This window comes from Tsuneonella flava, assembly GCF_002870965.1.
Lineage (GTDB): Bacteria > Pseudomonadota > Alphaproteobacteria > Sphingomonadales > Sphingomonadaceae > Tsuneonella > Tsuneonella flava.
The window spans coordinates 69510-83228 of record NZ_PHSO01000003.1 but is presented as its reverse complement, the minus strand read 5'-3'; the positions used below and the strand labels follow the sequence as shown (position 1 = coordinate 83228).

At 62.6% G+C, this 13719-nt stretch carries 11 protein-coding genes; 7 read left to right on the top strand and 4 right to left on the bottom strand.

The annotated features are described in order from the left end of the window. Nucleotides 1–74: 74 nt before the first annotated feature. Entirely contained in the window at nt 75–848 is a 774-nt protein-coding gene (locus CV013_RS03025; protein WP_223805146.1) for a COG4705 family protein, read from the top strand. Between the two features lie 9 nt (nt 849–857). Here the strand turns inward: CV013_RS03025 and CV013_RS03020 are convergent, their stop codons facing one another. The 3 genes from CV013_RS03020 to CV013_RS03010 form a co-directional block, all read right to left on the bottom strand. After that, nucleotides 858–1826: a polysaccharide deacetylase family protein gene (locus tag CV013_RS03020; protein WP_102153796.1), complete on the bottom strand. Its 969-nt coding sequence runs from the start codon at nt 1824–1826 to the stop codon at nt 858–860. Between the two features lie 90 nt (nt 1827–1916). Continuing rightward, entirely contained in the window at nt 1917–2681 is a 765-nt protein-coding gene (locus CV013_RS03015; protein ID WP_102153795.1) for a competence/damage-inducible protein A, read from the bottom strand. 33 nt (nt 2682–2714) lie between these two features. Continuing rightward, complete coding sequence (locus CV013_RS03010; protein ID WP_102153794.1) at nt 2715–4205, bottom strand: flavin-containing monooxygenase; 1491 nt, start codon at nt 4203–4205, stop codon at nt 2715–2717. Between the two features lie 88 nt (nt 4206–4293). Between CV013_RS03010 and CV013_RS03005 the strand changes: the two genes are divergently transcribed. Genes CV013_RS03005 through CV013_RS02990 form a run of 4 tightly spaced genes read left to right on the top strand, consistent with a single transcriptional unit; the run spans nt 4294 to nt 10509 of the window. After that, on the top strand, nt 4294–7881 hold the full coding sequence (locus CV013_RS03005; RefSeq protein ID WP_102153793.1) for a hydantoinase B/oxoprolinase family protein: 3588 nt from the start codon (nt 4294–4296) through the stop codon (nt 7879–7881). Continuing rightward, nucleotides 7881–8558: a DUF969 domain-containing protein gene (locus CV013_RS03000; protein WP_102153792.1), complete on the top strand. Its 678-nt coding sequence runs from the start codon at nt 7881–7883 to the stop codon at nt 8556–8558. The genes CV013_RS03005 and CV013_RS03000 overlap by 1 nt, the downstream gene beginning before the upstream one ends. Continuing rightward, nucleotides 8555–9496 (top strand): DUF979 domain-containing protein, encoded by a 942-nt coding sequence (locus CV013_RS02995; RefSeq protein ID WP_102153791.1) that lies wholly within the window; start codon nt 8555–8557, stop codon nt 9494–9496. The genes CV013_RS03000 and CV013_RS02995 overlap by 4 nt, the downstream gene beginning before the upstream one ends. 35 nt (nt 9497–9531) lie before the next feature. After that, entirely contained in the window at nt 9532–10509 is a 978-nt protein-coding gene (locus CV013_RS02990; RefSeq protein WP_102153790.1) for a DUF2891 domain-containing protein, read from the top strand. A gap of 26 nt (nt 10510–10535) precedes the next feature. Here the strand turns inward: CV013_RS02990 and CV013_RS02985 are convergent, their stop codons facing one another. Beyond that, nucleotides 10536–11873, bottom strand: a complete 1338-nt coding sequence (locus CV013_RS02985) for an MATE family efflux transporter (protein ID WP_102153789.1) — start codon at nt 11871–11873, stop codon at nt 10536–10538. A 112-nt stretch (nt 11874–11985) separates the two neighbouring features. On the opposite strand from CV013_RS02985, the gene CV013_RS02980 reads away from it, so the two are divergent. Together CV013_RS02980 and CV013_RS02975 are read left to right on the top strand one after the other, a co-directional pair. Beyond that, the gene (locus CV013_RS02980; RefSeq protein WP_102153788.1) at nt 11986–12744 is read left to right on the top strand and encodes a class II aldolase/adducin family protein; all 759 of its coding nucleotides are present in this window, start codon (nt 11986–11988) and stop codon (nt 12742–12744) included. Between the two features lie 40 nt (nt 12745–12784). Beyond that, complete coding sequence (locus tag CV013_RS02975) at nt 12785–13327, top strand: (2Fe-2S)-binding protein (protein ID WP_102153787.1); 543 nt, start codon at nt 12785–12787, stop codon at nt 13325–13327. The last annotated feature ends 392 nt before the right edge of the window (nt 13328–13719 follow it).

The following is a 13719-nucleotide window of genomic DNA, read 5'->3' as shown; positions in this document are numbered from 1 at the left end:
CGCACATCTGCCTGTCATACGTCCATCGGCGGCTAGTCGCGTGCCGAGGGCTCGCAACGATGGAGTGCAATGCAGTGACCGCCAACGATACCACCCGGCAACTGGCCAAAGTCCCCGCAGTCACACTGGGATTTTGGATTATCAAGATACTGGCTACGACTTTCGGTGAGACCGCGGGCGACAGCGTCTCTATGTCGCTGGGCCTGGGATATCTGCTGGGAACCGCTCTGTTCGCGGCGGTGTTCGTCGCGCTTGTCGCTCTGCAAATCCGGGCGCAGCGGTTCGACCGCTGGCTATATTGGGCCACTATCATCGCATCGACCACTGTGGGCACCACGCTGGCCGACTTTGCCGATCGCTCGCTGGGCATCGGCTATCCCGGTGGATCGCTGGTGCTGCTGTTTCTGGTGCTGGCCTCGCTCGCTGCGTGGCACCGCAGCCTGGGTTCGATATCGGCGGCTTCGGTGCATCATCCGCGAGCAGAGCTGTTCTATTGGATCACGATCACCTTCTCCCAAACGCTGGGCACGGCGCTCGGCGATTGGGTGGCAGACGGACCGCTGGGATATCTGGGGGCTGCGGCGATTTTCGGCGGATTGCTGGCACTGGTGGCGACCGCCAATTTCGCTACCTCGATCAGCCGGGTGGCGCTGTTCTGGTCGGCATTCGTCCTGACCCGTCCGCTGGGAGCGGTCGTCGGGGATTTCCTCGATAAACCGGTGGCGCATGGCGGCCTGGAACTGAGCCGGGTTGCTGCGTCGGCAGTTCTGGTGATCGCTATCGCCCTGCTGGTCGCGGTGTTGCCGCAACGGGCGGAAACGATCAGCGATCAGGAACGGCTCGCCTAAGTCCTGAGCCTAGCTGTAAAGCGCGTTCGACAGCGCCTGTTCGGCGATACGCAGCGTGGTACGAACGCTGTCGTGCGGCAGGACAGGCGCAGGGGTCTGTCGCTTGCTGACCTGCGGAGGGTGCGAGGTGTAAGTCGCCACAGATACGCCGCGCATCGTTTCGATGGCGTGGCACAACCGGTCGAACCGGCGGCAGAGGATGCGGTTGACCCGCAACCGGTCGCGGCACAGCAGTTCGAAGCTGTGCGACACCAGCGTGAGGCTGGCGATATCGTGATCGCGCGCGTGGCGGATAGCGGCGGTCATCTCGCGCAGGGAAAGCGCGGTCAGCTGGCCATGGCGCAAGTCGCCGTTGACCGCTTCGATACAACCGATCGGCACCTCGATCACGCCGCAATGGCGGAGAGGGCGCCGGTCTTCGCTGCCCAGCGCGATCTGACAGTCGGAGGCGGCGAAACCGGGGCAATGGCTGGTATCGTAAGCGATCCCGATCCGGGCCAGCGCCCGCAACGTATCGTTGTTGGCACCATAGTTGCCTGAACGAAAGGCGACTGGCGCAGGTGCCCCGGCGGCGATCAGCGTATCGCGGGCATAGGTCAGGATCTCCACCTGATCGGCCAAAGTAAACTCGTGCATGTTGCGGCCGGTGCGATTGCCTAGCGGATTGGCATCGCCCGCAAGCGCCAGCCACTCCGGGTGGCAGTGGAGCTGGACATCGTGGCCCCGCGCCACAATCGGGCCAACCACATCGGCAATCGCCTGTACGCCCCAGACCAGCGCAGGCATCGGGTCGACGAAGAACACGCCACGATGGCCATGCCGTTCGAGCACATCCATCTGATAGGTAATGCCCGCTTCGCCCCCGGCCACGTCGCCAGCGATCATGCGGCGGAAGTTCTCCTCCCGCGACACAGCGCCGGGCTCTGCTGCTAATGCCGAGGAGTACTCGGTGTCGATAGTGAGATAGACCACAGTCATAGCGCAAATAGGCTTGCCGCCCCGTTCGTTCTCCAAACCTCGGTAGCAGGGGACTAGCGTATAGTCGTTAAGCGAGGGTTTGCGCCACCTTCAAATCCCGCCGGGGGTGAAATCGTGCCCTGCGGTGGCCAGTCCGTCGCACAGGCTGTCGACACAGCTTTTGAGAGTGTCTGCGTCGGTCGAACGGATTACGAAATTGGCCCCGGTACGCCCTTCGCGGAAAAAGGGGTAGCTGCCGATCTGCGCGTTGTCGTGGGCCTGCTCCACTTCGCGCAGCAGGTCGGCCACTTCGCTTTCTGCGACCCAGCAGCCGACCGTCTCGGTCAGCAACGGCGCTCCGCCTTCCAGTGTTCCGGTCAGCGAATCGAGCATCCCGGCGGTAATGTGCGGCACCCCTGCCATGATAAACAGGTTGCCGATGCGAATGCCGGGTGCGCCCGACATGCGGTTGGGTATCAGTTCGGCCCCTTGCGGCACCCGCGCCATACGCAGGCGCGCATCGGTCAGTTCGGTGCCCTTGCTTGCATAATACCGTTCGAGCATGGCCCGTGCTTCCGGATGGATCACAACCGGCACATCCAGCGCCCGGGCAATCGCATCGACGGTGATGTCGTCGTGCGTTGGCCCGATGCCACCGGTGGTGAACAGATAATCGTTGGCAGCGCGCAGGGCGTTGACCGCTTCCACGATCCGTTCTTCGATGTCGGGCACCACGCGCACTTCCGACAGGCGGATGCCTTGCACCTGCAACCAGGTGGCAATCTGAGCGATGTTCTTGTCGTGCGTGCGGCCCGACAGGATTTCATCCCCGATGATAACAAGTCCGGCGGTCCAGATGCGTTCGGCAGCAGTCATGCCCGATGCGCTAACCCAAATCAGGCCGCTTGCCTACTCTGCCGCTTCCAACTGCTGCTGCGCGCGCTGGTCGACATGATCGAACCGAAGGATGCCGTCGTCGATAGGCGCTTCGGCCAGTGCCTTCTTGTCGACGCGGTAATCCTGATTGAGCCGCCAGGGTAAAGTGGTGGCGCTCTTGGGCATCAGATGCTTGCCGCGCTGGATATAGCCGCTGGAAAAATCGAACAGATCCTCTTCCTCCAGCCCATGATTTTCCGCGAGATAAGGTGTGGCGACATTGGCGCCGACGGCATCCATGTGATTGAGCACTTTGCAGACATATTCGGAATTGATGTCGGCCCGCAGCGTCCAGCTTGCGTTGAGATACCCGAACACAACTGCCAGATTCGGCAGGTTGGAGAACATGCATCCTTTGTAATAGAACCGCTGTGCGAAATCGACCGGCGCACCATCCTGACTGACGGCGATTTTGCCGGCAACTGCCAGTCGCAAGCCGGTGGCTGTCACGATAATATCGGCGGGCAGGTGCCGTCCGTCTTTCAGCTTCACGCCCGTGGCGTCGAAGCTGTCGATATGCGCCGTGACGATTTGCGCCTTGCCGCGTTTCATCGCCTCGAACAGATCGTTGTCGGGCACCAGGCAGAGGCGCTGGTCCCACGGATCGTATGGCGGAGTGAAGGCGGCGGGATCGTAATGATCGCCCAGCGCCTTCTGAATCTTCTTTTGCAGGAACTGCTTGACCTTCTCCGGCTTGTTGCGCGCCGTTTTGAAGCTCTTGTCCTGCATGAACACGTTTTTCCAGCGGGTGATCTTGTAGGCGGTTTCTTCCGGCAAAATCTTGCGAAGGAAATTGGCCAGAGCATCCTTCGCCGGGCGCGAGAACATCCAGGTCGGCGTGCGTTGAAGCATGGTCACGCTGGCTGCCTTGTCCGCCATCGAAGGGACCAGAGTGACTGCTGTCGCGCCCGAACCTACTACGACCACGTTCTTGCCGACGTAATCGAGATCGTCCGGCCAGAACTGCGGATGGACCACCTGCCCCTGAAATGCGGAGAAATCGAAGCCCGCATCATAGGGATCGTCGTAGTCGTAATATCCCGTGCCAAGATAGAGCCAGTTGGCAGTAACCGTCTGGCGCGATCCGCCCCGGTCGACGGTCAGTTCCCAGCACGCACGATCCGAATGCCAGTTGGCGGAAACGACCTTGGTGCCCAGCGAAATCTTCTGACGGATGCCGCGCTCGTCAACGATACGATGCAGGTATTCGAGGATCGACGGGCCATCGGCAATCGATTTCTCATGCCGCCACGGTTCGAACACGAAGCCGAGAGTATGCATGTCGCTATCGGAACGGATGCCGGGATAGCGGAACAAATCCCATGTCCCGCCAAGGTTATCGCGCGCTTCCAGAATGGCGTAATCGCGCCCCGGACACATCATTTCCAGATGCGCCGCCATGCCGATGCCGGAAATTCCGGCGCCAACGATCAATACATCGTGGTCGCAAGCCGTTTTGGCCATTGTGTCTCTCCCTATCGAGGAGAAGGTAACTCGATTGGTTGCATCGTGCAATTGAATCTGCACGGCGGATTGCTGCATAGCGTGGGACATGACCGATTCCTCCGCTCGCTGGCATTTCTGGATCGATCGCGGGGGGACGTTCACCGATGTCGTCGCACGCGATACCGATGGTGTGGTGCATACAGCAAAGCTGCTGTCCGAAGACCCGGCCCACTATCGCGACGCCGCTATCGAAGCGATGCGACGGCTGATCGGGGTACGCGAAGGGTCGCTGCCGTCCGCCGATATCCGTATCGGCACGACAATCGCGACCAACGCCTTGCTCGAACGCAAGGGCGAACCGGTGTTGCTGGCGATTACTCAGGGGTTCGGCGATGCACTGGCAATAGGGACGCAGGAGCGGCCAGACATCTTCGCGCGTCGGATTGAAAAACCCCAACCATTACCCGCTGAAGTGCTGGAGATAGCGGAGCGTGTCACCGCCGATGGCGAGGTGTTGCAACCGCTTGATCGCGCGGCAGCGCTGGCGGAATTGAAGGCAGCGCGGGCGCGGGGCCTGAAGGCCGTGGCGATCGCTCTGATGCACGGGTATCGCTACACCGCGCACGAGGAGTCGCTGGCAGAACTGGCGGCAGAGGCGGGCTTTACCGAAATTGCGGTCAGCCACCGTGTGTCGGCGCTGGCCAAGCTGATCGGACGCGCCGATACCACGGCGGTCGATGCTTATCTCTCGCCGGTTCTGCGGGACTATGTCGATCGGTTGACCGAGGCGCTGGGCGCAGGCCACGATCCTTTGTTCATGCAATCGAATGGCGGACTGGCTGCGGCCAGTGCGTTGCGCGGCAAGGATGCCATTCTCTCCGGTCCGGCAGGCGGGATTGTCGGGATGGCACAGACCGCCAGGGCCGCCGGGTTCGACCGTGTCATCGGTTTCGACATGGGGGGCACATCGACCGATGTCTCGCTGTTCGCCGGGGAGTACGAGCGCGACAACGAAAACCGCGTGGCCGGTGTGCGGGTGCGTGCACCGATGCTGCGGATTCACACCGTGGCCGCTGGCGGCGGATCGGTGTGCCGGTTCGATGGGGCGCGCTTCCTTGCCGGACCGGAAAGCGCAGGGGCGCAGCCGGGACCGGCCTGTTATCGACAAGGCGGGCCGCTGACCGTGACCGACTGCAATCTGCTGCTGGGCAAGTTGCAGCCTGCGTTCTTTCCCGCGGTATTCGGAGAGAAGGCTGACGAACCGCTCGACTGTGTTGCCGCCGAGGCACGGATGGACGCGGTGCTGGATCAGGTGGAGTCCGCCACTGGCCGCCGGATGAGCAGGCAGGAAGCAGCGGAAGGCTTCATCGCTGTCGCGGTGGCCAGCATGGCCGGGGCGATCCGTTCGATCTCTGTCGCCCGCGGTCACGATGTGGGGCGGTTCGCGCTGAGTTGCTTTGGCGGAGCGGGTGGGCAACATGCCTGCCTCGTGGCCGATGCGCTGGGGATCGGCACAGTGCTTGTGCATCCGCTGTCGGGGGTGCTGTCTGCCTATGGTATGGGCCTGGCGGATCGGCGGGCTATGCGCGAAGCGACATTGGCGGTGTCGTTGGAAGACTGTGCCGGTAAGCTTGAGGAAGCCACCGCCCGTTTGTCGGACGAAGCGCGTAGCGAACTGGAGCAACAGGGTATCGCGGCCCGACGGATCGAAATCCGGGGCGAAGCGCATATCCGGCTCGCCGCGGGCGATAGCGCGATTGCCGTTCCGCTGGACGATATGGCCGCCATGCGCGATGCTTTCAGGGCCGCCCACCGGGCACGTTTCGGATATGACACGAGCGCGCCGCTTGTGCTCGAAACACTGCGGATCGAAGCAGTTGCGCCGACCGAGCATGGCGATCCGCTGCACTTCGCCCACGGTGCGGCAGATGCGGAACCTGCCGCGATGGCGGATTGCTATATGGCCGGGGAACTGCAGTCTGCGCCGGTGTATCGCCGTGAAGACCTTGCGCCGGATCAGCAGATTACCGGCCCCGCGCTGGTGATCGATCCGGTGGCTACGCTGTCGGTAGAACCGGGCTGGTCGGCTCGACTGGCGGACTGCGGATCGCTGGTAATGACCCGCGATGCCGCCGCTCACACCGAAGCGGTGGGCACAGAGGCCGATCCGGTTCGGCTCGAAATCTTCGGCGGGCTGTTCATGGGGCTGGCTGAAGAGATGGGCGCGGCGCTTCAGCATTCGGCCAGCTCGGTCAATATTCGCGAGCGGCTCGATTTCAGTTGTGCGGTATTCGACGCAGCGGGCAATCTGATCGCCAATGCCCCGCATATTCCGGTCCACCTCGGATCGATGGGCGACAGTGTGCGGACAGTCATCGCCAATCGCGGTGCATCGATGAAGCCGGGCGATGCCTATGCACTCAACGCACCTTATGCCGGGGGCACTCACTTGCCCGATATTACTGTGATTGCGCCGGTGTTTGTCGAAGGCGAAGGGGCGCCGCGTTTCTTCGTCGCGGCGCGGGGGCATCATTCCGACATTGGCGGCATCGCGCCGGGATCGATGCCTTCGGGCAGTACGTCCATCGAACAGGAAGGCATCGTGCTCGACGATGTTCTGCTGGTGAGCGAGGGGCAGTTGCGCGAGAATGAGATGCGCGCTTTGCTGGCGGCGGGAGAGTATCCGGCGCGCAATATCGACCAGAACATTGCGGATCTGTCCGCCCAAGTGGCTGCTTGCCGACGCGGAGCCGATGGGTTGCTGAGGCTGGTGGCCGATTATGGGGCGGATGTCGTCAGCGCCTATATGGAACATCTGCTGGTCTTTGCCGACAATGCCGTGCGCGATCTGCTTGGCGATCTGGCCGATGGCCATCATCGGGTGGCGATGGACAACGGTGCTGCGGTGGAGGTCGCAGTTTCAGTGGATCGGCAAGCGCGCAGTGCTACGATTGATTTTACCGGTACGAGCGATCAGCTATCGGATAACTTCAACGCCCCGCGCCCCGTGGTGCGCGCGGCGTGCCTCTATGCCATCCGTACCCTGTTCGACAGCGCGATCCCGCTGAACGACGGGTTCCTGCGTCCGATCACAACTATCATTCCCGATGGTTCGATGCTCAGTCCCGAATATCCAGCGGCAGTGGTCGCGGGGAATGTCGAAACCAGTCAGGTGATTACCGACGCCCTGCTGGGCGCATTGCGCGCGCAGGCGGGCAGTCAGGGGACAATGAACAACTTCACTTTCGGGGACGATCGTCGCCAGTATTACGAAACGATCGCGGGGGGATCGGGCGCAGGGCCGGACTTTGCCGGGGCGGACGTGGTGCAAACGCATATGACGAATTCGCGCCTGACCGATCCCGAAGTGCTGGAAGCGCGCTTTCCTGTTCTGGTGGAACAGTTTGCAATCCGCTCGGGGTCGGGCGGCGCAGGTGAATGGCAGGGGGGCAACGGTGCGGTACGGCGGATTGCGTTCCGCGAACCGATGCATGTCAATATCCTCGCCAATCGCCGTATAGTGGCGCCTGCCGGGCTGGAAGGCGGCGATGATGGTGCGCTGGGGGCAAATCGCATCGAACGGGCCGATGGCACGGTCGAAGCACTTCACTCGACTGCATCGGCGGAGATGGCAGTGGGGGACGTGTTCGTGATCGAAACGCCCGGTGGTGGCGGTTGGGGGAGTGCGCGCTGATGTGGGTTCTGCTGGGTATTGCTGTGATCGTCGCCGGGTTTGCCTTGCGGTTGAACACTTTGCTGGTGGTGGCGCTGTCGGCGCTGGTTACCGGTCTGGCCGCAGGGCTCAATCCGGTCGATGTGCTGGCTGCATTCGGCAAGGCGTTCAACGATGCGCGCTATGTCAGCGTGGTCTATCTCGTGCTGCCGGTGATCGGCATACTCGAACGCCACGGATTGCAGCAACGCGCCCGCACGGCGGTTTCGGCTCTGAAAGGCGCGACAGTCGGACGATTGCTGATCGGATACCTGCTGTTTCGGCAGGCGACCGCAGCGCTGGGCCTGACTTCGATTGCCGGGCCGGCACAGACGGTCCGCCCGCTCGTAGCCCCGATGGCGCAGGCCGCTGCCGAGCGGCAGGGTGCGGACCCGGATAGTGACCGGGTGCCTGCACTGGCCGCTGCGACCGACAATATCGGCCTGTTTTTCGGGGAAGATATCTTCATCGCTATCGGTTCGATCCTGCTGATGAAAGGGGTACTGGAAGGGTTCGGGATAGAGGTTGAGCCGCTGCATCTGGCGATATGGGCTATTCCCACAGCGATTTGTGCCACGCTGATCCACGGGTCGCGCCTCTGGCGGTTCGACCGCAAGCTGAAACGCGAAAGCGCCGCTGCTACCGAGGTGCAGCCATGATCGGGCTCAACTTCGTCTATGCCGTTGGCGGCGCTGCATTTCTTGCCTTCGCGTTGCTGAGTGCAAGCGACAGAGGCAATCCCAAGCGGTGGGGCAATGCCGCGTTCTATGGCTTGCTGGCGACCAGCTTCTGGGCAGGCGATCTGCTGGGTGATATCGGCAACGGTGTGCTGGTGCTGGGGCTGGTGGCTGTCGCCGGATTCAAGCTGATGGGGCGTGGCACGCGGGCGACCACCACCGATACCGAGCGTGAGGCGGAGGCTAAGGCACGGGGCAATCGGGTGTTTTTGCCCGCGCTGATTATCCCCGTGGTGGCGTTGGTTGGTACATTGGCTTTCAAGTATATCCCGGCTGTTTTCGACAGCAAACAGGTCACGCTCGTTGGCCTGACTCTGGGCGTTTTGCTTGCATTGGCAGCATGTTACGCGTGGTTCAGGCCGCGACCGCTGACTCCGCTGGCGGAAGGAGTCCGGTTGATGGATTCGGTCGGCTGGGCGGCGGTGCTGCCGCAAATGCTGGCCAGTCTGGGTGCGGTTTTCGCGCTGGCCGGAGTGGGCGAAGTCGTGGGCGGGATCGCGCAAGGGATCATTCCCGACGGCAGCAGGCTGGGCGCGGTAGCGGTCTATGCCCTTGGAATGGCTGGGTTTACGATGGTGATGGGCAATGCCTTCGCTGCGTTTCCGGTGATGTTTGCCGGGGTCGGGATGCCGGTGCTGGTGGGAATCTGGTCGGGCGATCCGATCAAAGTGGCGGCGATTGGGATGCTGGCCGGGTTCTGCGGCACGCTGATGACGCCGATGGCGGCCAATTTCAATCTCGTGCCCGCCGCTTTGCTGGAGCTAAAGGACCAGAATGCCGTGATAAAAGCGCAGATTCCCACCGCCGTCCCCTTGCTGCTGGCGAATATCGCGCTGCTCTATCTGGTGTCGTTTTTATGATCGTTTCACCACCTTCTTCACCTCCTAAAATGCAAATGAAAATCGGTCGATCGCAAGCGCGCGAGTTCGCCCGGATGACGCTGAGCCACCTCACGCGGCGGTGGCCGTACAAGCTCGATCTGGTGATGTCCGGGCCGGAAGATGTCCTGCCACCGGCGGAGATTCATCCGATCTTTCACGGCAGTTTCGATTGGCATTCCTGCGTCCACGGATATTGGCAAGTGCTTAAGATTGCGCGCCTTTATCCCGATATCCCGGAGGCGACCGATATCCGTGTGCTGGCCGATGCGATGTTCGTGCCCGACAAAGTGGCAGGTGAGATTGCCCGGCTCGACCGGCCTTACGCCAGCGGGTTCGAACGCCCCTATGGCTGGGGCTGGATGCTGGCGCTTCAGGCCGAAGCGGACCGCCATTCGGCGGGGTGGGGCGATGCGCTTTCACCGCTTGCACGTCGATTTGCCGCCAATTTCACTGATTACCTGCCCAAACTAACATATACGATCACTGTCGGCACACATTTCAACACCGCCTTCGCTCTGGTGCTGGCATTGGAATGGGCAGAGACCCGCGATTCCGATCTGGCGGCACTGATCCGGCAGCGGGCAATGGACTGGTTTGCCGACCGGCGCGATTATCGCGGTTGGGAACCTGGCGGCGACGAATTCCTGTCGCCGGCGCTAACTGCGGCGCTGCTGATGAGCCGGGTGATGGAGGGGGACGCGTTCGCGCAATGGTTCGCGGCGTTTCTGCCCGATGCCCAGCGCGGCGAACCGGCGATGCTGTTCGAACCGGTGCATGTGTCGGACCGGACCGATGGCAAGATCGCGCATCTCGATGGGCTGAACCTGAGCCGGGCATGGTGCTGGCGACAGATCGGGCTGGCATTGGGAGAGCCTGATCGGTTCGAGCCGGTGGCGCAGGCGCATATCGCCGCCAGCCTGCCGCATATCGGGGAAGATTATATGGGCAGCCACTGGCTGGCCAGTTTCGCGCTGCTGGCGCTGGAAAGCTGACTGCGGCGAAGCGCAGCGCAGTACAGCTATCCCCGCTGGCGCAACATGCGCCACACGACCACCGCCGCCAGCGCCCCGCCCAATATGTTGGCCGCCAGTTCGGCGGTGTAGATCGCAGCCGGCCCCCACGTCGGCCGCAAGACCCATGCCACCGGCAGCATGACAAAGAACACCCGCGCCGCGCTTTGCACCAGCGAATAGGTCGCCTTGCCCACGGCGTTGAGCGCGCCATTGGCCACGATCAGCAATCCGAACCCGGCATAGCCCCATGCGGCGATCCGCAGATAGCTGTCGAATTCGTGGATCACCGCCGGATCGCTGGTGAAAATCTGCGCGAACCACTGGCCCGCCGCGAACAATACCACCGCGAGCAACAGGCCATATCCGACGCAGAACACACCCGCTTCCAGCATCGCCAGCCGCGCCCGTTCAGGCTGGTTGGCGCCCCAGTTCTGCCCGACGATAGCGCCGATGGAGGCGGACAGGGCCAGCAACGGCACCGTAGCGAAGCTTTGCAACCGGCCTGCCGCGCCATACCCGGCGACAGCGGCATCGCCCTGCGTCGCGAGCAGCGCGGTCAGGACGGACAGGCCAATCGGGTTGATCGCATTCGAAAACGAAGCAGGCGCGGCGACCTTCATAATTTCGCGGATCGACGCGCCCAGCGGGGCATCGCGCAATAGTTTGAACCCGATGGGCAATGCCGTGCTGCGGATCAGCCACAGCGCCAGCACGATGCCGATCACCCAGCCCAGCACAGTGGCCCACGCCGCCCCGGCCACCCCCATCGCAGGGATGCCGAACCCGCCATTGATCAGCAGCGGATCGAGCGCCCAGTTGGCCACCGAATAACCGATGGCGATAATCGATGCCCGGTTCGCTTCCCCCTGTGCCCGCAACACGCCGTTGAGCCCCATCTGGAACAGCAGAAGCGGCACCCCGATCGAATAGGGCACCATGTACTGGCGGATCAGCGGCATCAGCGCATCGGATGCCTGCATCAGAGAGAACAGCGGATCGAGCAGGAAATAGAGCGCCAGCCCCATCGCCGCGCCCAGCACCAGTGCGAAGGCGGCCCCGGCATGGGCACGTTCGGCGGCAAGGGTCATGTAACCCCCGCCAATGGCGCGCGAGACGACCGAATTGATCCCCACCATCACCCCGACGCCCAAGCTGGCGAGCGCAATCGTGATCGGGAAGATAAACGATACCGCCGCCAGTTCGGCGCTGCCGAGGTGGCCGATAAAATAGGCATCGACCAGTCCGACCGACATCATCGCCGCCGATCCGATAATCATCGGTACGGTCTGCGTTACCAGGTGGCCCCGAATGCTTCCCCGTGTCAGTCTGGCCGCCTTGCTCATTGTCAGGCGCGATAGCGTGTGGCCGCCGCCGGGCCAAGCCGCTTGTGTCTGTCACCCGTGGTAGGATAAGTATCGAGCGAAAACCGAATAAGCGCACAAGGAGAGAGACGCCGTGGCCACTCAGTTGAAATCCCGCATGGAATGCAGCGACGCTGAATGGGAAGCGCGGCAGGATCTGGCCGCGTGCTATCGCATTTTCGATCTGCTCGGCTGGTCGGAATCGATTTACAATCACATCAGCGTGAAAGTGCCGGGGGAAGACAACGCCTTCCTCATCAACCCGTTCGGGCTGCTTTACGATGAAGTAACCGCCAGCAATCTGGTGAAGATCGATATCGACGGCAACGTGCTGTCGGGCAATTACCCGGTCAACAAGGCGGGCTTCACGCAGCACGCCTATTTCCATCGCCATCTCGATTGGGCGCACGCGATCTGCCACACCCACACGACCGAAGCGATGGCGGTATCGAGCCATAAGGGCGGTCTGCTGCCGATCAGTTTCTATGCCTGCAATTTTCAGGGGCAGATCGGCTACCACGATTTCGAAGGGGTGACGGTGCGGGCAGAGGAAGGCGAGCGCCTGCTCGCCAATCTTGGCCAGAAACGCGTGCTGATGCTGCGTAATCATGGGCCGGTGGTGCTGGGGCGGACATTGCCCGAAATGTTCGTGCAGGCATGGGCGCTGCAGCGGGCGTGCGAAATTCAGGTGGCGACTCTGGCGCAGGGAGATCCGATCGATGTGCCCCAGCATGTGATCGATGTGCATCAGCGCGATCTGGGACAGGTCAGCTTGCCCGGCGGGCCGGGCGCGGCCGATTTCGCCGCGTGGAAACGCAAGATCGACCGGATCGACCCAAGCTGGCGCGAATAGGGCTGGTATCGCGGGGGCTTGAACGGATAGAGATGGCGCCATGCCTGGCATGACAGTCAACGGGCGCCCGGTGCGCTTCGATCTCGATCCCAAGACACCGCTGCTTCACGCCTTGCGCGAAGCGGCCAACCTCACTGGCACCAAATACGGGTGCGGGGTGGGCGATTGCCATGCCTGCACAGTGATCGTCGATGGGGAGGCGCTGCGTAGCTGCCTGATTACCATTGCCGAGGCGGAAGGTCGCTATATCACTACGATAGAGGGGCTGGCCCGCGATCGGTCGCATCCGGTGCAGCAGGCGCTGGTGGCCGAACAGGCGATCCAGTGCGGATTCTGCACCCCCGGTATCGTGATGGCGGCGGCGGCGCTGCTGAAGGCGAACGCCAATCCGACCGAAGAGGATATTCGCGCGGCGGTGCCCAACCTGTGCCGTTGCGGCGTCTATCCCCGGCTGGTGCGGGCGATCCAGCGGGCGGGGCGCGTCGCCCGCCGCGAAGAAACGATCAGCGCGGCCCCGGCACCCGGCATCAGCACACAGGATGCGGGCAAGGCGGTGCCCGCGATGGCTCCGCCGAAAGACTGACTGGCGCATAGCGCCGAGCCGGGCAGACCGGATCGCCAGCTGCGGACTAGCGGGGGCGAACTGGGAGCTGCAGACTGCTGGGGCAGAGCTTTCGCGAAACGAACGCTTTCCTACAGCGGCCCTGGCGGGATAGGCGACATTTCATGAATGCCGTGCCCGCCATTATTCGTTTACAGTCTCACCCGTTTCGCACCTGTTTCGTTACGCGGAGTGCCGACAGGCACCTTTGTGCGTTGTGGCGGCAATACCCGCGATGATACCGCACCGGGACTAGGAACGGCACCATCGCGGGTTGCCTGCGGGACGGAGTATCGCGTGGTAGCGTCAAATTTCCACACGCATCCCGAATGCAGGCAAGCAGGTAGTGCGGTTCTTATTATTGCTATTAAATC